Here is a 15323-nt window from a genome sequence, read left to right as displayed (position 1 = left end):
CATCTAAAAATTAACGCTTGTCGAGCCCTTGGGGAGGCCAGTTCTCGAGACGTGCGCCCAAGGTGAGGCCGCGCGAAGCCAGCACTTCCTTGATTTCGTTGAGCGACTTGCGACCCAGATTCGGGGTCTTCAGCAGCTCTGTCTCGGTGCGCTGGATCAGGTCGCCGATGTAGTAGATGTTCTCGGCCTTCAGGCAATTGGCCGAACGCACGGTCAACTCCAGCTCGTCGACCGGGCGCAGCAGGATCGGGTCGAAGCTGCTGGAGCGCTGGGCCGGTGCATCGAAGGCGTCAACCAGGTCGGTACCTTGCAGTTGCGCGAACACGGCGAGTTGCTCAACCAGGATCTTGGCCGAAGCACGGATCGCTTCCTCGGGCGAGATGGCGCCGTTGGTTTCGATTTCCATGACCAGCTTGTCCAGGTCGGTCCGCTGCTCGACGCGGGCGTTCTCGACGGCGTAGCTGACGCGACGGACCGGCGAGAAGGACGCGTCGAGGACGATGCGGCCAATGCTCTTGGTCGGCTCGTCGCCGAAGCGGCGCATCGTGCCGGGCACATAGCCACGGCCCTTCTCGACCTTGATCTGCATGTCCAGCTTGCCGCCTTGCGACAGGTGGGCAATGACGTGCTCGGGATTGATGATCTCGACGTCGTGCGGGGTCTGGATGTCGGCCGCAGTGACGGGGCCTTCGCCTTCCTTGCGCAGGACCAGGGTCACTTCTTCACGGTTGTGCAGGCGGAAGACGACGCCCTTGAGGTTCAGCATGATGTGAACCACGTCCTCTTGCACGCCATCGATGGCCGAGTACTCGTGGAGCACGCCGGCAATCGTCACTTCCGTCGGCGCATAACCCACCATCGACGAGAGCAGCACACGGCGCAGGGCATTGCCCAGGGTGTGGCCGTAGCCGCGTTCGAACGGCTCCAGCGTGACCTTGGCGCGATGACCGCCCAGGGGCTCCACGTTGATGGATTTGGGTTTGAGCAAATTGGTTTGCATGAGGTCTTTCTTTCAATACCCTCGGTTCGTTACACCGATAAGGCTGAGGACCAGCCGGGCAGAGCCTTCGAAGGGCAGAGGCGCCCGGACGAGGAAACGCCGGCCACGCTCTTGCGAGCGTGGCCGGCGGGGGAAAACATTAACGCGAGTACAACTCGACGATCAGCGATTCGTTGATCTCGGCGCCGAACTCGTCGCGGTCGGGCGCCTTCTTGAACACGCCTTCGAGCTTGGTGCCGTCAACGGTCACCCAGGCCGGCAGGCCGATGGAGTCAGCCAGCTTGAACGACTCGGTGACACGCAGCTGCTTCTTGGCCTTGTCGCGCACGGCGACGGCGTCGCCAGCCTTGACCGAGTAGGAAGCGATGTTGACGACCTCGCCGTTCACCGTGACACCCTTGTGCGAAACCAGCTGGCGGGCTTCTGCGCGGGTCGAGCCGAAGCCCATGCGGTAGACGACGTTGTCCAGGCGCGATTCCAGCAGTTGCAGCAGGTTCACACCGGTCGAACCCTTGCGGCGCTCGGCTTCGGCGAAGTAGCGGCGGAACTGACGCTCCAGCACGCCGTACATGCGCTTGACCTTTTGCTTCTCACGGAGTTGCAGGCCGAAGTCGGACGTGCGCTGGCCGGAGGTGCGGCCGTGCTGGCCGGGCTTGCTGTCGAACTTGACCTTGTCGCTGATGGCGCGGCGGGCGCTCTTCAGGTAGAGGTCGGTGCCTTCACGGCGGGAAAGTTTGCCCTTGGGGCCGAGGTAACGTGCCACTTTGCGTGTCCTTGTTCAATCTGACGCCGGGGCTCGAAACCGAGTTGCCTGACGCGAGTCCAGCCAGTGTTTTTATGGGCTTGGACGGTGGGCTTGTGAGCCGCCCCTGAAATGAGGTCGACTCAAGACTGAAGCCGGCGCGGCACTGATGTGCCCGCCGGCTCCGGGAAAACGCGCGATTATCGCACCGTCATCCGAATCTGCAATATCCCAGTCACCGAACGGTGAAGGAGATCAGATCCGACGACGCTTCTGCGGACGGCAGCCGTTGTGCGGCACCGGCGTCACGTCAGAGATCGAGTTGATGCGGATGCCGAGCGCAGCCAGAGCACGCACCGACGATTCGCGACCCGGGCCGGGGCCCTTGATCTTGACGTCTAGGTTCTTGATGCCCTGCTCTTGCGCTGCGCGCCCAGCGACTTCAGCCGCCACCTGAGCTGCGAAGGGGGTCGACTTGCGCGAGCCCTTGAAGCCTTGGCCACCCGACGAAGCCCAGGACAGGGCGCCGCCTTGACGGTCGGTGATGGTGATGATCGTGTTGTTGAACGACGCGTGGACGTGCGCAATGCCGTCAGCAACGTTCTTGCGGACCTTCTTGCGAACCCGCTGTGCCGCCGCGTTATTAGGAGCCTTTGCCATATTGACCTTCTTTCAGTTCGGGCAGCTTACTTCTTGCCGGTCGCAGCCGACTTGCGCGGACCCTTGCGGGTGCGGGCATTCGTACGGGTGCGTTGACCGCGCATCGGCAGGCCACGGCGGTGACGGAAACCGCGGTAGCAACCGAGGTCCATCAGACGCTTGATGTTGATGGACTGCTCACGGCGCAGATCACCTTCGATGGTCAGCTTGTTGACCTCGTCACGGATCTTCTCGAGATCGCCGTCGTTCAGGTCCTTGACCTTCTTGTCGAACGGAATGCCGCAGTTCGTGCAGATCTGCTGAGCGGTCGTACGGCCAATGCCGTAGATCGAGGTCAGGCCGATCTCAGTGTGCTTTTGCGGCGGAATGTTGATACCAGCAATACGTGCCATGGTTGTCCTCTAGTCCTGTCGTGCGAGCCGAGGCTCAGCCTTGGCGCTGCTTGTGGCGCGGGTCGGTGCAGATCACACGCACCACACCCTTGCGGCGGATGATCTTGCAATTGCGGCACATCTGCTTTACGGATGCCGAAACTTTCATGGTGTGCTCCTTGGCCTAACTTCTTTTGCGCTCACACGCGTTCCCGGGGGTTCAAACAGCTCACTTCGCCCGGAACACGATGCGAGCACGACTTAAATCGTACGGTTTAGATCAGCGGGCCCTTAGCTGGGCTTGAAGCTGGCCTTCTTCAGCAGTGATTCGTACTGCTGACTCATGATGTAGCTCTGCACCTGGGCCCAGAAGTCCATCGTCACGACGACGATGATCAACAGAGACGTGCCACCGAAATAGAACGGCACGTTGTACTTCAGAGTCAGGAACTCAGGCAACAGACAGACTGCGGTGATGTAGATCGCCCCAGCCAATGTCAGTCGCGACAGGATCTTGTCGATGTGCTTGGCAGTCTGATCGCCCGGACGAATGCCCGGAATGAACGCACCACTCTTCTTCAGGTTGTCTGCGGTCTCACGGCTGTTAAACACCAGCGCTGTGTAGAAGAAGCAGAAGAACACGATCGCGGCGGCATACAGCAGCACATAGATCGGCTGGCCCGGAGACACCATGCTCGCCAGGTCCTTCAACCAGCGCAGGCCGTCACCTGTCGCAAACCAGCTCACCACCGTCGTCGGCAGCAGGATGATGGACGACGCAAAGATCGGCGGGATCACGCCCGACATGTTCAGCTTCAGCGGCAGGTGCGACGACTGGCCGCCATAAACCTTGTTGCCGACCTGGCGCTTGGCGTAATTCACCAAGATCTTGCGCTGACCGCGCTCGACGAACACCACGACATAGGTCACACCGACGATCAATGCGACGATGAACAGCGCCGTGCCGTAACCCATCGCGCCAGTACGAACCAGCTCGAACAAGCCACCGATCGCACTGGGCAAGCCCGCAGCGATACCGGCAAAGATCAGGATCGAGATGCCGTTGCCCAGACCGCGCTCGGTGATCTGCTCACCCAGCCACATCAGGAACATCGTGCCGGCCACCAGGCTGGACACTGCCGTCAGCTGAAAGCCGAAACCAGGGCTCAGCACCAGACCCGGAGAGCCTTGCAGCGCCAGCGCAATCGACCAGCTCTGAAACAGCGCCAACCCCAGCGTCGCATAACGCGTGTACTGCGTGATCTTGCGCCGACCGGCCTCACCTTCCTTCTTCAGCTGCTCCAACGTCGGGACCACATAGGTCATCAACTGCAGCACGATGGAAGCCGAGATGTACGGCGTGATGCCTAACGCGAACACGGTGAAGCGCGACAGCGCACCGCCCGAGAACATGTTGAACAGGCTCAGAATGCCGCCCGACTGGCCTTCGAAGAACTTCTGCAGCTGGACAGGGTCGATACCGGGCACGGGGATATGCGCCCCGATGCGGTAGACGACCAGAGCCAAAAGCAGGAACACAAGCCGGCGACGCAGGTCACCGAACTTGCCGCTCTTGGCCAGCTGATTCGCGTTGGTAGCCACGCTGGATCAGTTCCTTGTGCGCTGTGGATTAAGCGACCGAGCCGCCCGCTGCCTCGATGGCCGCCTTCGCGCCCTTCGTGGCATTCACGCCCTTCAGCGTGATCTTGCGTTCGATGGCGCCAGCCAGGATGACCTTGACCGACTTGGCCAATTGAGGCACCAGGCCGACAGCCTTCAGCGTCGACACGTCGATTTCGTCGCCGGCCAGACCTTGCAGGTCCGACAGCGTGATTTCGGCGTTGTACTTGAGCGTCAGCGACTTGAAGCCGCGCTTAGGCAGGCGACGCTGCAGCGGCATCTGGCCACCTTCGAAGCCAACCTTGTGGTAACCGCCAGCGCGGGACTTCTGCCCCTTGTGGCCTCGACCTGCGGTCTTGCCCAGGCCGGAGCCGATGCCACGGCCGACACGGCGCTTGGCATGCTTGGCGCCCTGTGCGGGCTTGATCGTGTTGAGTTCCATCGTCTTGTCCTCAGTGTGCTTGGCGCTTAAAGCACCTGCACCAGATAGGCGATCTTGTTGATCATGCCGCGCACGGCGGGCGTGTCTTCCAGGGTGCTTTGGCTGTTCAGCCGACGCAGACCCAGGCCGACCACGGTGGCGCGGTGCGAGGCGCGGCAGCCGATGGGGCTACGCACCAGCTTGACCGTCACGGTTTTCTTGTCAGACATCTTGTGCTCCGCTGTGGCGATCAGTTGAAGATTTCTTCAACCGTCTTGCCGCGCTTGGCCGCGACAGAGGCCGGCGTCGTCGAACGCTTCAGAGCGTCCAGCGTGGCGCGGACCATGTTGTAAGGGTTGGTCGAACCGTGGCTTTTGCTCACGATGTCGGTCACGCCCATCACTTCAAAGACGGCACGCATCGGGCCGCCGGCGATGACGCCGGTACCGGTCTGCGCCGGGGCCAGCATGACGCGCGACGCGCCGTGCTCACCCAGCACTTGGTGGTGGATGCTGCCGTTCTTCAGGCTGACCTTGACCATGTTGCGGCGAGCCGACTCCATGGCCTTCTGCACCGCAACCGGCACTTCCTTGGCCTTGCCCTTGCCCATGCCGATACGGCCATCGCCGTCACCGACCACCGTCAGAGCGGCGAAGGACAGCGTGCGGCCGCCCTTGACCACCTTGGTGACGCGGTTGACCGCGATCATCTTTTCCTTCAGACCGTCGTCGTTGCCTTCAGTCTGTGCGCCGCGGGGTTGAAACTTTGCCATTTCTTATTCCTTGATGCGTCAGAACTGCAGACCGGCTTCGCGGGCTGCTTCGGCCAGAGCCTTGACACGGCCGTGATAGGCGAAGCCCGAGCGGTCGAAAGCGACCTTCTCGACGCCGGCAGCCTTGGCCTTCTCGGCGATCAACTTGCCAACCAGCGTCGCAGCAGCGACGTTGCCGCCGTTGCTCAGCTGTTCGCGGACCGACTTCTCGGCCGTCGAGGCTGCAGCCAACACCTTGTCGCCGTCTTCCGAGACGACTTGGGCGTAGATGTGCAGGTTGGAGCGGAACACCGTCAGACGGGCCACGCGCTGGATCGCAATGCGAGCGCGGGTCTGGCGCGAACGACGCAGGCGTTGTTCTTTCTTGGTCATCATGGCGCTGTTCCTTACTTCTTCTTGGTCTCTTTGATGGTGACCTTCTCATCCGAATACCGGATGCCCTTGCCCTTGTAAGGCTCGGGGGGACGGAAGGCACGCACCTCAGCGGCGATCTGGCCGACGACCTGACGGTCAGCGCCCTTGATGATGATTTCGGTTTGCGTCGGGCACTCGACCTTGATGCCAGCCGGCATGTCCTTCACCACGGGGTGAGAGAAACCGATCTGCAGGTTGAGCTTCTGACCCTGGGCTTGGGCGCGGAAACCCACGCCAACCAAGTTCAGCTTCTTCTCGAAGCCCTTGCTGACGCCGTTGACCATGTTGGCCACCAGCGCTCTGAACGTGCCGCTCATCGCGTCGGCTTCAGACGACTCGTTGGCGGGCACGAAGCTCAGCTTGCCAGCGTCATTCGTGACGTTGACCAGCTTGTTTGCCGGACGCACCAGCGTGCCGAGCGAACCCTTGACGCTGATCGAGTCAGCGGACACGGTCACATCCACGCCTTGCGGGATGGTGACCGGCATTTTTCCTACGCGGGACATTTCGTCTCTCCTTCTCGCTTAGGCGACGTAGCAGAGCACTTCGCCACCGATGCCGGCAGCGCGCGCCTTGCGGTCAGTCATCACGCCTTGCGGGGTGGTGACGATCGCGACGCCCAGGCCATTCATGACCTGAGGGATGTCGTGACGGCCCTTGTAGATGCGCAGGCCGGGACGGCTCACGCGCTCGATACGTTCGATGACCGGACGGCCAGCGTAGTACTTCAGGGAAATTTCCAGCTCGGGGCGAGCTGCCTCGCCGCGGACGGCGAATTCATCGATATAGCCTTCATCCTTCAGGACCTTGGCGATAGCGACCTTCAGCTTCGACGACGGCATGACGACACTGGGCTTCTCAACGATCTGTGCGTTGCGAATCCGGGTCAGCATATCGGCGATAGGATCACTCATGCTCATTGCGATTTCTCCTAATCGAGCCGATTACCAGCTGGCCTTGACGACACCAGGGATGTCGCCCTTGAACGCCAGCTCACGGATCTTGTTGCGGCCCAGGCCGAACTTGCGGAAGGTGCCGCGCGGGCGACCGGTCAGTTCGCAACGATTGCGCAGACGGGTCGGATAAGCGTTGCGGGGGAACTTCTGCAGCTCCAGGCGAGCGGCATAACGCTCTTCATCCGACTTCTTGCTGTCGTCGATGATGGCCTTCAGCTCTGCGTACTTCTTCGCGAACTTGGCGACGAGTGCTTCGCGCTTCAGTTCACGTTGCTTGATGGAAGTTTTAGCCACAGATCACCTCAGTTCTTGAACGGGAACTTGAACGCAGCAAGGAGGGCCTTGGCTTCGTCGTCCGTCTTGGCAGTCGTCGTGATGCTGATGTTCAGACCACGCAGAGCATCCACCTTGTCGTATTCGATTTCGGGGAAGATGATCTGTTCTTTGACGCCGATGTTGTAGTTGCCACGGCCGTCGAACGAGCGACCAGAGATACCCCGGAAGTCACGGACGCGCGGCAGTGCGATCGTCACGAAGCGGTCCAGGAATTCATACATCTGGACGCCGCGCAGGGTCACCATCGCGCCGATGGGCACAGCGTCACGGATCTTGAAGCCGGCGATTGCCTTCTTCGATTTCGTGACGACAGGCTTCTGGCCAGCGATCTTGGTCAGGTCACCCACAGCGTGGTCCATGACCTTCTTGTCGGCGACGGCCTCGCTCACGCCCATGTTGAGCGTGATCTTGGTGATGCGGGGCACCTCCATGACCGACTTGTAGCCGAACTTCTCGACCAGGCCAGGCACGACGGTGTCGCGGTAATGCGTTTGAAGACGAGCCATGAGGGACCTCTTAAGCCTTGATCTCTTCGCCGGTCGACTTGAACACGCGCACCCGCTTGCCGTCGACGAGCTTGACGCCCACTCGATCAGCCTTGCCGGATGCAGCGTTGAAGATCGCCACGTTGGATTGATGGATGGGCATGGTCTTGTCGACAACGCCGCCGGTAGTGCCCTTCATGGGGTTGGGCTTGACGTGCTTCTTGACGACATTGATGCCGTCAACCACAACGTGGTCGACATCGGTGCGGGCGGACACGGTGCCGCGCTTACCCTTGTCGCGGCCGGTCAGCACAATGACCTGGTCGCCGGTACGAATCTTGTTCATGGCTTACCTCAGACAGTGGGGGCTCAAAGCACCTCGGGCGCCAGCGACACGATCTTCATGAAGCGCTCGGTACGCAGTTCACGCGTGACCGGGCCGAAGATGCGGGTGCCGATCGGCTCCAGCTTGGCATTGAGCAGCACGGCGGCATTGCCGTCGAACTTGACGAGCGAGCCGTCCTGACGGCGCACGCCCTTGGCGGTACGAACCACCACGGCGCTGTAGACCTCGCCCTTTTTCACGCGACCACGCGGCGCAGCTTCTTTGATGCTGACCTTGATGATGTCGCCAATGTGCGCGTAACGGCGCTTGGAACCGCCCAGCACCTTGATGCACTGAACGGACTTCGCACCAGTGTTGTCCGCGACATCAAGCCGCGATTGCATTTGGATCATGTCTGTCCCCAACTTGCCCCGAGTTGCCGGCTTTGCAGCGCGACGCGTCGGTCAGTCTTGGGCCCGTAAGTCAAACAGCTGAGGCTTTGCGCCTTTGCTGCCCAACGGTTGAGGGCGGATCCGAAGCCAGCATGGGCTCCCTGCGTGGCAGAGAGCACCGGCGTTCGGCGAAGCTGCGCATTATGCATCGGCGGAATTGGATCCGTCAATGCCCACTACACAAGATTTTCTGTGTGCGCTTCAGGCGGCCTTGGCCTGGCCCAGCAGCGTCGCCGCATCGCTGACCTCGAACTTGCCCGGGCCTTCTATGTTTAGCGTCATGACGACCCCATCCTTGACCAGCATGGAGTAGCGCTGCGAGCGCACGCCCATGCCCTTGGCGGTCAGGTCCAGCGTCAGACCCGTCGCCTGGGCGAACAGGGCGCTGCCGTCGGCCATCATCCGCACCTTGCCGCCGGTCTTCTGCTCGCGACCCCAGGCGCCCATGACGAAGGCGTCGTTGACGGACACGCACCAGATCTCGTCGACGCCAGCGGCCTTCAGCGCATCGGCGGACTCGACGTAGCCAGGCACATGCTTGGCCGAGCAGGTGGGCGTGTAGGCGCCCGGCAGCGCAAAGATGGCGATGGTCTTGCCGGCCGTCGCCTTCTCGATGTCGAAGCTGTTGGGGCCGAGCGTGCAACCCTCGCCCTCAACTTCGATGAATTCCTGCAGGCTGCCTGCCGGCAGCTTGTCGCCAACCTTGATCATGGTGTTGCTCCTCAATGAGTTTTCACAAAAAAGGAAAACCGGCGCGCCAGTTTCCCAGCGTGCCGGTTTTGCAGCGGTCATGCGACCGGTGTCTTTAGACGATCTCGGCCTTCTCGACCAGGCGGGTCACGACCCAGCTCTTGGTCTTGGAGATCGGACGGCCTTCGCTGATCTCGACCACGTCGCCGTTCTTGTACTCGCCCTTTTCGTCATGGGCGTGGTATTTGCGGGAACGGGCCACGATCTTGCCGTAGAGCTCGTGCTTGGCGCGACGCTCGACCAGGACGGTGACCGTCTTGGAACGCTTGTCGCTCACCACGCGACCGACCAGGGTGCGGGTGTTCTTCGTCACTTGGGCCTCAGTCATTTCGTGGCCTCCTTCTTCTTCTGCGCCAGGATGGTCTTGGCACGCGCGATGTCGCGGCGGGTGTTGCCCAGTTCGCTGTGGTTGGTCAGCTGCTGGGTGGCCTTTCGCATGCGCAGGCCGAAGTGGGCCTTCAGCAGATCGTTCACTTCCTTTTCGAGGGCAGCGACGTCCTTGGCGCGGAGTTCAGTTGCTTTCGTCATGGTGTCTTCCTCAGGTACCGACCTGGCGGGCCACGAAGGTGCAACGCAGCGGCAGCTTGGCAGCAGCCAGCGTGAACGCCTCGCGGGCCAGCACTTCAGGCACGCCGTTGATCTCGTAGAGCACCTTGCCGGGCTGAATTTCAGCCACGTAGTACTCCGGGTTGCCCTTGCCGTTGCCCATGCGGACTTCGGCAGGCTTTTGCGAGATGGGCTTGTCCGGGAAGATGCGGATGAAGATCCGACCGCCACGCTTGATGTGACGCGAGATCGCGCGGCGAGCCGCTTCGATCTGGCGGGCCGTCAGGCGGCCGCGCTCGGTGGCCTTCAGGCCGAAATCACCGAAAGACACCGCAGCGCCGCGAGTCGCAACACCCGTGTTGCGGCCCTTCTGCTCCTTGCGGTACTTGCGACGAGAGGGTTGCAGCATATTTATTCTCCTTTGGCCTCACCACCGGCTGCGGGGACCTTGCGGACCACGCGCTTGGCGGCGGGCTTGGCTGCGTCACCCGTGGGGGCGGCGGCAGCGGGCTGATCTGCTCCGTCACGCGGGCCACGGTCGCTACCCGGGCGGCCGCGGCCACCAGGAGCGCCCGGACGGGCGTTACGGCGCGGGCGGCGATCGTCTTCGGCGCCTGCGGGGGTGTTGATGACCGGCGCATCGCCATTGGCGAGACGGTCACCGCGATAGACCCAGACCTTGACGCCAATGACGCCGTAGGTGGTCTTGGCCTCAGAGAAGCCGTAGTCGATGTCGGCCTTCAGGGTGTGCAGGGGCACACGACCTTCGCGATACCACTCGGTACGAGCGATTTCGATGCCGTTCAGACGACCAGCGCTCATGATCTTGATGCCCTGGGCACCCAGACGCATCGCGTTCTGCATAGCGCGCTTCATGGCGCGGCGGAACATGATGCGCTTTTCGAGCTGCTGGGTGATCGAGTCGGCGATCAGCTGAGCATCGACTTCAGGCTTGCGCACTTCTTCGATGTTGACGGCGACGGGCACGCCCAGACGCTTGGTCAGCTCAGCCTTCAGCGCTTCGATGTCTTCACCCTTCTTGCCGATCACGACGCCCGGACGAGCCGAGAAAATCGTGATGCGGGCGTTCTTGGCGGGGCGCTCGATCAGGATGCGCGAGACGGCGGCGTTCTTGAGCTTCAGCTTCAGGTAGTCGCGAACCTTCAGATCTTCGGCCAGCATCGTGGCGAAGTTTTGGTTGTTCGCATACCAGCGCGAAGCCCAGTTACGGGTGACAGGAAGGCGGAAGCCAACCGGATGGATTTTTTGTCCCATAGTCTTTGCGCCTTAGTTGCCGACAGCCACAAAGATGTGGCAGGTGGGCTTGCTGATGCGGTTGCCGCGACCCTTGGCGCGAGCCGAGAAGCGCTTCAGCGTGGCACCTTGCTCGACGTAGATCGAGGTGACCTTGAGCTCATCGATGTCAGCGCCGTCGTTGTGCTCGGCGTTGGCGATGGCACTTTCCAGCGCCTTCTTGATGATCAGGGCCGCCTTCTTCTGGGTGAATTCCAGGATGTTGAGCGCTTGGTCCACCTTCTTGCCGCGGATCAGGTCAGCCACGAGGCGGCCCTTGTCGCAGGAGAGGCGAACGCCACGAACGATTGCTTTGGTTTCCATCGTCGGCATCCTTACTTCTTCCCGGCCTTCTTGTCGGCCGGGTGGCCCTTGAAGGTGCGGGTCAGTGCGAATTCACCCAGCTTGTGGCCGACCATTTGGTCAGACACATAAACCGGCACGTGTTGCTTGCCGTTGTGCACGGCGATCGTCAGACCGATGAACTCGGGCAGGATCGTCGAGCGGCGCGACCAGGTCTTGATGGGCTTCTTGTCCTTGATGGCAACCGCCTTGTCGACCTTGGCCAGCAAGTGGTGGTCAACAAAGGGGCCCTTCTTCAGTGAGCGAGTCATGGCCTAGCCCTTACTTCTTGCGACGCGAGACGATGAACGTCTGCGTGCGCTTGTTGTTGCGAGTGCGGTAGCCCTTCGTCAGGGTGTTCCACGGCGACACGGGGACCTGGCCCTCGCCAGTGCGGCCTTCGCCACCACCGTGCGGGTGATCCACCGGGTTCATCGCCACACCGCGAACGGTCGGACGGATACCCTTCCAGCGGATCGCGCCGGCCTTGCCGTACTGGCGCAGGCTGTGCTCTTCGTTGCTCACTTCACCAATGGTGGCGCGGCATTCCACGTGCACGCGGCGGACTTCGCCGGAGCGCAGACGGATCTGGGCGTAGACGCCTTCACGAGCCATCAGGACGGCAGAGGTGCCGGCCGAACGGATCATCTGGGCGCCCTTGCCAGGCTGCAGCTCGATGCAATGGATCGTCGAGCCCACCGGGATGTTGCGGATCGGCAGCGTGTTGCCAGCCTTGATCGGCGCTTCCGAGCCGCTCAGGATGGTCGCGCCCACTTCCAGACCGCGCGGGGCGATCACGTAGCGGCGCTCGCCGTCGGCGTAGCACACCAGCGCAATGTGGGCCGTGCGGTTCGGGTCGTACTCGATCGTCTCGACCTTGGCCGGAATGCCGTCCTTGTTGCGCTTGAAGTCGACCACGCGGTAGTGGTGCTTGTGACCACCGCCCTTGTGGCGAATCGTGATGTGACCGTTGTTGTTACGGCCCGAGTTCTGGATTTGGGGCTCAAGCAGAGCTGCATGGGGCGCGCCCTTGTGCAGATGCTTGTGCACCACCTTGACCACGCCACGGCGGCCGGGCGAGGTAGGTTTGACTTTGACGATGGCCATTTACGCGGCCTCCCCGGAGAAATTGAGCTCTTGACCCGCCTTCAAGGAGACGTAGGCCTTCTTGATGTGGTCACGGCGGCCGGCACGGCCACCGAAGCGCTTCGTCTTGCCCTTGACCTGGACGACGTTGACCGCCTCGACCTCGACCTTGAACATCAGTTCAACAGCGGCCTTGATCTCGGGCTTGGTGGCGTCGCGCAGGACCTTGAACAGGACCTGGTTGTGCTTCTCGGCAACTTGCGTGGCCTTCTCGGACACGATGGGCGCGAGCAGCACGGAGGCCAGACGGCCTTCGGAATACTTGGGGGCGCTCATGCCAGCATCTCCTTGAGTTGCTCGACCGCAGCCTTGGTCACCAGCACCTTCTTGTAGAAGACCAGCGACAGGGGGTCGGCGTAGCGCGGTTCGACAACCAGCACATTGGCCAGGTTGCGCGAAGCCAGCAGCAGGTTGTCATCGACGACGTCGGAGATGACCAGCACCGAGTCCAGGCCCATGGCCTTGAACTTGGCGGCCAGCAGCTTGGTCTTGGGGGCTTCGATCGAGATCGAGTCCACCACGGCCAGGCGGCCTTCACGGGCCAGCTGCGACAGGATCGCAGCCATGCCGGCGCGGTACATCTTCTTGTTCAGCTTGTGCGAGAAATTCTCGTCAGGCATGTTCGGGAAGATGCGACCGCCGCCACGCCACAGGGGCGACGAGGTCATACCGGCGCGAGCGCGGCCGGTGCCCTTCTGGCGGAAAGGCTTCTTGGTCGAGTGATGGACCTGTTCACGGTCCTTCTGGGCGCGGGTGCCTTGGCGGGCGTTGGCCTGGAAGGCCACGACCACCTGGTGCACCAGGGCTTCGTTGTAGTCGCGAGCGAAGATGGTGTCAGGCGCTTCCACCTTGGCGGTGGCCTGACCCTGCTCGTTCAGGAGCTCGAGCTGCATCAGTTGGCTCCCTTCTTGACTTTGACCTTGACGGCCGGGCGAACGACGACGTGGCCATTCTTGGAACCCGGGACCGCACCGCGGACCAGCAGCAGTTGACGAGCCTCGTCAACGCGCACGATGTCCAGGTTCTGGGTAGTGACGGTTTCGTCGCCCATGTGGCCGGTCATCTTCTTGCCCGGGAACACGCGGCCCGGGTCTTGCGCCATCGAGATCGAGCCCGGCACGTTGTGCGAACGGCTGTTGCCGTGCGACGCGCGCTGCGAGCTGAAGTTGTGGCGCTTGATGGTGCCCGCGAAGCCCTTGCCGATGGACGTGCCTTGCACGTCGACCAGCTGGCCGGTCGCGAACAGCGTCACAGGCACCGTACCGCCAGCTTGATACTGGGCAGCAACGTCGGCTTCGACGCGGAATTCCTTGAGGATTTCACCGGCTTCGACACCCGCCTTGGCGAGGTGGCCAGCTTCAGGCTTGGTGACGCGCGATGCTTTGCGCGTACCGAACGCCACCTGAATGGCGCTGTAACCGTCGGTCTGTTCGGTCTTGATCTGGGTCACGCGGTTGTTGGACACATCCAGCACCGTCACAGGGATGGCATCGCCATCGTCCGTGAAGATGCGCATCATGCCCACCTTGCGGCCCAGCAATCCGAGACGATTGCTAAGACTCATGTTTTTTCTCCAGCCCCTGCCGCATGAGCTTGGCACTCACGCTTTGGAAGCTATTGCGAACACCCGACATCGATTGGCCGGGCTGACTTGTGTGGCGACGCTTGCGAATCACCACGCGAACCTCCTGGGCAGGCAGGGCCCATCCAGGAAAGCTGGCGAGTATAGCCTGCGGGATTGTGCGGATGCAAGCTCGGTTAGGCCACCAACCCCAAAAGACAAGGCCCCGGCCTGTCGAAACAGGGCCGGGGCCTTGAGATCGCTTGCCCGAAGGCCGGCGAATTACTGCAGCTTGATTTCGACGTCGACGCCGGCGGGCAGGTCGAGCTTCATCAGCGCGTCAACCGTCTTGTCGGTCGGGTCGACGATGTCCATCAGGCGCTGGTGGGTGCGGATCTCGAACTGGTCGCGGCTCGTCTTGTTGACGTGGGGCGAACGCAGGATGTCGAAACGCTCCATGCGCGTCGGCAGGGGCACGGGGCCCTTGACGATGGCGCCGGTGCGCTTGGCGGTCTCGACGATCTCGAGGGCCGACTGGTCGATCAGCTTGTAATCAAACGCCTTCAGGCGGATGCGGATCTTTTGCTTTTGCATGACGATTCCTTAAAGAGCAGGCTGGCGACCGCGCGCAGGACGCGCGGCGCGAAGCAAAAGTTGATTACGCGAGGATCGTTGCGACGACGCCCGAGCCGACGGTACGACCGCCTTCACGGATGGCGAAGCGCAGGCCGGTTTCCATCGCGATCGGCGCGATCAGCTTCACGGTGATGCCGACGTTGTCGCCAGGCATGACCATTTCCTTGTCCTTCGGCAGCTCCACGGCACCGGTCACGTCCGTCGTGCGGAAGTAGAACTGGGGACGGTAGTTGTTGAAGAACGGCGTGTGGCGGCCGCCCTCTTCCTTGCTCAGAACGTAGATCTCAGCGGTGAAGTGGGTGTGGGGCTTGATGGTGCCGGGCTTGGCCAGGACCTGGCCTCGCTCGACGTCTTCACGCTTGGTGCCACGCAGCAGGATGCCGACGTTGTCGCCTGCTTGACCTTGGTCCAGCAGCTTGCGGAACATTTCGACGCCCGTGACCGTGGTCTTCTGGACTTCGCGGATGCCGACGATTTCGATTTCTTCGCCGACCT

The 15323-nt window shown here is 62.0% G+C and carries 29 protein-coding genes; all 29 read right to left on the bottom strand.

From position 1 onward, the window contains the following. Window positions 1-10: 10 nt before the first annotated feature. Window positions 11-1000, bottom strand: a complete 990-nt coding sequence (locus ACG00Y_RS28160; protein WP_394484866.1) for a DNA-directed RNA polymerase subunit alpha — start codon at window positions 998-1000, stop codon at window positions 11-13. Window positions 1001-1139: 139 nt separating this feature from the next. Beyond that, window positions 1140-1763 (bottom strand): 30S ribosomal protein S4, encoded by a 624-nt coding sequence (gene rpsD / locus ACG00Y_RS28155; protein ID WP_394484863.1) that lies wholly within the window; start codon window positions 1761-1763, stop codon window positions 1140-1142. 234 nt (window positions 1764-1997) lie between these two features. Further along, window positions 1998-2402 (bottom strand): 30S ribosomal protein S11, encoded by a 405-nt coding sequence (gene rpsK, locus ACG00Y_RS28150; RefSeq protein WP_348010324.1) that lies wholly within the window; start codon window positions 2400-2402, stop codon window positions 1998-2000. Window positions 2403-2428: 26 nt separating this feature from the next. Beyond that, window positions 2429-2794 carry a 30S ribosomal protein S13 gene (rpsM, locus tag ACG00Y_RS28145; RefSeq protein ID WP_056194199.1) on the bottom strand — a complete coding sequence of 122 codons (366 nt, stop codon included), beginning with the start codon at window positions 2792-2794 and terminating at the stop codon, window positions 2429-2431. A gap of 34 nt (window positions 2795-2828) precedes the next feature. After that, complete coding sequence (rpmJ, locus tag ACG00Y_RS28140; protein WP_056194202.1) at window positions 2829-2942, bottom strand: 50S ribosomal protein L36; 114 nt, start codon at window positions 2940-2942, stop codon at window positions 2829-2831. 122 nt (window positions 2943-3064) lie between these two features. Beyond that, window positions 3065-4375, bottom strand: a complete 1311-nt coding sequence (gene secY, locus ACG00Y_RS28135; protein ID WP_394484860.1) for a preprotein translocase subunit SecY — start codon at window positions 4373-4375, stop codon at window positions 3065-3067. A 28-nt stretch (window positions 4376-4403) separates the two neighbouring features. After that, window positions 4404-4835: a 50S ribosomal protein L15 gene (gene rplO, locus ACG00Y_RS28130; protein ID WP_394484858.1), complete on the bottom strand. Its 432-nt coding sequence runs from the start codon at window positions 4833-4835 to the stop codon at window positions 4404-4406. A 26-nt stretch (window positions 4836-4861) separates the two neighbouring features. Next, complete coding sequence (rpmD, locus tag ACG00Y_RS28125) at window positions 4862-5044, bottom strand: 50S ribosomal protein L30 (protein ID WP_056194210.1); 183 nt, start codon at window positions 5042-5044, stop codon at window positions 4862-4864. 20 nt (window positions 5045-5064) lie between these two features. Continuing rightward, window positions 5065-5586 (bottom strand): 30S ribosomal protein S5, encoded by a 522-nt coding sequence (gene rpsE / locus ACG00Y_RS28120; RefSeq protein WP_394484857.1) that lies wholly within the window; start codon window positions 5584-5586, stop codon window positions 5065-5067. A gap of 18 nt (window positions 5587-5604) precedes the next feature. Further along, window positions 5605-5961, bottom strand: coding sequence for a 50S ribosomal protein L18 (rplR, locus tag ACG00Y_RS28115; RefSeq protein ID WP_394484855.1), 357 nt, complete (start codon window positions 5959-5961; stop codon window positions 5605-5607). A gap of 11 nt (window positions 5962-5972) precedes the next feature. Continuing rightward, entirely contained in the window at window positions 5973-6506 is a 534-nt protein-coding gene (gene rplF / locus ACG00Y_RS28110; protein WP_394484853.1) for a 50S ribosomal protein L6, read from the bottom strand. 18 nt (window positions 6507-6524) lie between these two features. Then, entirely contained in the window at window positions 6525-6920 is a 396-nt protein-coding gene (gene rpsH / locus ACG00Y_RS28105; protein ID WP_394484851.1) for a 30S ribosomal protein S8, read from the bottom strand. Between the two features lie 24 nt (window positions 6921-6944). After that, window positions 6945-7250 carry a 30S ribosomal protein S14 gene (rpsN, locus tag ACG00Y_RS28100; RefSeq protein WP_348010316.1) on the bottom strand — a complete coding sequence of 102 codons (306 nt, stop codon included), beginning with the start codon at window positions 7248-7250 and terminating at the stop codon, window positions 6945-6947. 8 nt (window positions 7251-7258) lie between these two features. Further along, a complete protein-coding gene (gene rplE / locus ACG00Y_RS28095; protein WP_394484848.1) occupies window positions 7259-7798 on the bottom strand; it encodes a 50S ribosomal protein L5 in 540 nt (179 codons plus the stop codon). Window positions 7799-7808: 10 nt separating this feature from the next. Continuing rightward, window positions 7809-8123: a 50S ribosomal protein L24 gene (gene rplX / locus ACG00Y_RS28090; RefSeq protein ID WP_056264780.1), complete on the bottom strand. Its 315-nt coding sequence runs from the start codon at window positions 8121-8123 to the stop codon at window positions 7809-7811. Between the two features lie 23 nt (window positions 8124-8146). Continuing rightward, window positions 8147-8515, bottom strand: coding sequence for a 50S ribosomal protein L14 (rplN, locus tag ACG00Y_RS28085; protein WP_056194233.1), 369 nt, complete (start codon window positions 8513-8515; stop codon window positions 8147-8149). 240 nt (window positions 8516-8755) lie between these two features. Next, complete coding sequence (locus ACG00Y_RS28080; RefSeq protein ID WP_394484846.1) at window positions 8756-9265, bottom strand: peroxiredoxin; 510 nt, start codon at window positions 9263-9265, stop codon at window positions 8756-8758. Window positions 9266-9359: 94 nt separating this feature from the next. Then, window positions 9360-9632 carry a 30S ribosomal protein S17 gene (gene rpsQ / locus ACG00Y_RS28075; protein ID WP_394484844.1) on the bottom strand — a complete coding sequence of 91 codons (273 nt, stop codon included), beginning with the start codon at window positions 9630-9632 and terminating at the stop codon, window positions 9360-9362. Then, entirely contained in the window at window positions 9629-9832 is a 204-nt protein-coding gene (gene rpmC, locus ACG00Y_RS28070; protein WP_394484841.1) for a 50S ribosomal protein L29, read from the bottom strand. Before rpmC ends, rpsQ begins: the two co-directional genes overlap by 4 nt. 10 nt (window positions 9833-9842) lie before the next feature. Continuing rightward, a complete protein-coding gene (gene rplP, locus ACG00Y_RS28065) occupies window positions 9843-10259 on the bottom strand; it encodes a 50S ribosomal protein L16 (RefSeq protein WP_394484839.1) in 417 nt (138 codons plus the stop codon). A 2-nt stretch (window positions 10260-10261) separates the two neighbouring features. Next, window positions 10262-11125 carry a 30S ribosomal protein S3 gene (rpsC, locus tag ACG00Y_RS28060; protein WP_394484837.1) on the bottom strand — a complete coding sequence of 288 codons (864 nt, stop codon included), beginning with the start codon at window positions 11123-11125 and terminating at the stop codon, window positions 10262-10264. Window positions 11126-11137: 12 nt separating this feature from the next. Beyond that, window positions 11138-11467, bottom strand: coding sequence for a 50S ribosomal protein L22 (rplV, locus tag ACG00Y_RS28055; protein WP_057297242.1), 330 nt, complete (start codon window positions 11465-11467; stop codon window positions 11138-11140). Between the two features lie 11 nt (window positions 11468-11478). Beyond that, window positions 11479-11757 carry a 30S ribosomal protein S19 gene (rpsS, locus tag ACG00Y_RS28050; RefSeq protein WP_056877737.1) on the bottom strand — a complete coding sequence of 93 codons (279 nt, stop codon included), beginning with the start codon at window positions 11755-11757 and terminating at the stop codon, window positions 11479-11481. 10 nt (window positions 11758-11767) lie between these two features. Beyond that, window positions 11768-12592: a 50S ribosomal protein L2 gene (gene rplB / locus ACG00Y_RS28045; protein ID WP_394484834.1), complete on the bottom strand. Its 825-nt coding sequence runs from the start codon at window positions 12590-12592 to the stop codon at window positions 11768-11770. After that, window positions 12593-12907, bottom strand: coding sequence for a 50S ribosomal protein L23 (gene rplW / locus ACG00Y_RS28040; protein WP_394484832.1), 315 nt, complete (start codon window positions 12905-12907; stop codon window positions 12593-12595). After that, window positions 12904-13524, bottom strand: a complete 621-nt coding sequence (rplD, locus tag ACG00Y_RS28035) for a 50S ribosomal protein L4 (protein ID WP_056194259.1) — start codon at window positions 13522-13524, stop codon at window positions 12904-12906. The genes rplW and rplD overlap by 4 nt, the downstream gene beginning before the upstream one ends. Further along, window positions 13524-14195 carry a 50S ribosomal protein L3 gene (gene rplC, locus ACG00Y_RS28030; RefSeq protein ID WP_394484919.1) on the bottom strand — a complete coding sequence of 224 codons (672 nt, stop codon included), beginning with the start codon at window positions 14193-14195 and terminating at the stop codon, window positions 13524-13526. Before rplC ends, rplD begins: the two co-directional genes overlap by 1 nt. 279 nt (window positions 14196-14474) lie before the next feature. After that, on the bottom strand, window positions 14475-14786 hold the full coding sequence (gene rpsJ / locus ACG00Y_RS28025; RefSeq protein ID WP_056194266.1) for a 30S ribosomal protein S10: 312 nt from the start codon (window positions 14784-14786) through the stop codon (window positions 14475-14477). Window positions 14787-14850: 64 nt separating this feature from the next. Beyond that, window positions 14851-15323: EF-Tu C-terminal domain-related protein (locus ACG00Y_RS28020; RefSeq protein WP_394484830.1), on the bottom strand; the 473-nt coding region annotated here is incomplete at its 5' end.

Source organism: Pelomonas parva (assembly GCF_043555835.1).
Taxonomy (GTDB): Bacteria; Pseudomonadota; Gammaproteobacteria; order Burkholderiales; family Burkholderiaceae_C; genus Pelomonas; species Pelomonas parva.
Note: the sequence above shows the minus strand (reverse complement) of the source record. Positions and strands in the feature narration are given on the sequence as shown.

Excerpts from the sequence above, each read along its gene's own strand:
- ACG00Y_RS28160 (WP_394484866.1), bottom strand. The coding sequence starts at position 1,000 with ATGCAAACCAATTTGCTCAAACCCAAATCCATCAACGTGGAGCCCCTG.
- rpsK (WP_348010324.1), bottom strand. The coding sequence starts at position 2,402 with ATGGCAAAGGCTCCTAATAACGCGGCGGCACAGCGGGTTCGCAAGAAG.
- rpsM (WP_056194199.1), bottom strand. The coding sequence starts at position 2,794 with ATGGCACGTATTGCTGGTATCAACATTCCGCCGCAAAAGCACACTGAG.
- rpmJ (WP_056194202.1), bottom strand. The coding sequence starts at position 2,942 with ATGAAAGTTTCGGCATCCGTAAAGCAGATGTGCCGCAATTGCAAGATC.
- rplO (WP_394484858.1), bottom strand. The coding sequence starts at position 4,835 with ATGGAACTCAACACGATCAAGCCCGCACAGGGCGCCAAGCATGCCAAG.
- rpmD (WP_056194210.1), bottom strand. The coding sequence starts at position 5,044 with ATGTCTGACAAGAAAACCGTGACGGTCAAGCTGGTGCGTAGCCCCATC.
- rpsE (WP_394484857.1), bottom strand. The coding sequence starts at position 5,586 with ATGGCAAAGTTTCAACCCCGCGGCGCACAGACTGAAGGCAACGACGAC.
- rplR (WP_394484855.1), bottom strand. The coding sequence starts at position 5,961 with ATGATGACCAAGAAAGAACAACGCCTGCGTCGTTCGCGCCAGACCCGC.
- rplF (WP_394484853.1), bottom strand. The coding sequence starts at position 6,506 with ATGTCCCGCGTAGGAAAAATGCCGGTCACCATCCCGCAAGGCGTGGAT.
- rpsH (WP_394484851.1), bottom strand. The coding sequence starts at position 6,920 with ATGAGCATGAGTGATCCTATCGCCGATATGCTGACCCGGATTCGCAAC.
- rplE (WP_394484848.1), bottom strand. The coding sequence starts at position 7,798 with ATGGCTCGTCTTCAAACGCATTACCGCGACACCGTCGTGCCTGGCCTG.
- rplX (WP_056264780.1), bottom strand. The coding sequence starts at position 8,123 with ATGAACAAGATTCGTACCGGCGACCAGGTCATTGTGCTGACCGGCCGC.
- rplN (WP_056194233.1), bottom strand. The coding sequence starts at position 8,515 with ATGATCCAAATGCAATCGCGGCTTGATGTCGCGGACAACACTGGTGCG.
- ACG00Y_RS28080 (WP_394484846.1), bottom strand. The coding sequence starts at position 9,265 with ATGATCAAGGTTGGCGACAAGCTGCCGGCAGGCAGCCTGCAGGAATTC.
- rpsQ (WP_394484844.1), bottom strand. The coding sequence starts at position 9,632 with ATGACTGAGGCCCAAGTGACGAAGAACACCCGCACCCTGGTCGGTCGC.
- rpmC (WP_394484841.1), bottom strand. The coding sequence starts at position 9,832 with ATGACGAAAGCAACTGAACTCCGCGCCAAGGACGTCGCTGCCCTCGAA.
- rplP (WP_394484839.1), bottom strand. The coding sequence starts at position 10,259 with ATGCTGCAACCCTCTCGTCGCAAGTACCGCAAGGAGCAGAAGGGCCGC.
- rpsC (WP_394484837.1), bottom strand. The coding sequence starts at position 11,125 with ATGGGACAAAAAATCCATCCGGTTGGCTTCCGCCTTCCTGTCACCCGT.
- rplV (WP_057297242.1), bottom strand. The coding sequence starts at position 11,467 with ATGGAAACCAAAGCAATCGTTCGTGGCGTTCGCCTCTCCTGCGACAAG.
- rpsS (WP_056877737.1), bottom strand. The coding sequence starts at position 11,757 with ATGACTCGCTCACTGAAGAAGGGCCCCTTTGTTGACCACCACTTGCTG.
- rplB (WP_394484834.1), bottom strand. The coding sequence starts at position 12,592 with ATGGCCATCGTCAAAGTCAAACCTACCTCGCCCGGCCGCCGTGGCGTG.
- rplW (WP_394484832.1), bottom strand. The coding sequence starts at position 12,907 with ATGAGCGCCCCCAAGTATTCCGAAGGCCGTCTGGCCTCCGTGCTGCTC.
- rplD (WP_056194259.1), bottom strand. The coding sequence starts at position 13,524 with ATGCAGCTCGAGCTCCTGAACGAGCAGGGTCAGGCCACCGCCAAGGTG.
- rplC (WP_394484919.1), bottom strand. The coding sequence starts at position 14,195 with ATGAGTCTTAGCAATCGTCTCGGATTGCTGGGCCGCAAGGTGGGCATG.
- rpsJ (WP_056194266.1), bottom strand. The coding sequence starts at position 14,786 with ATGCAAAAGCAAAAGATCCGCATCCGCCTGAAGGCGTTTGATTACAAG.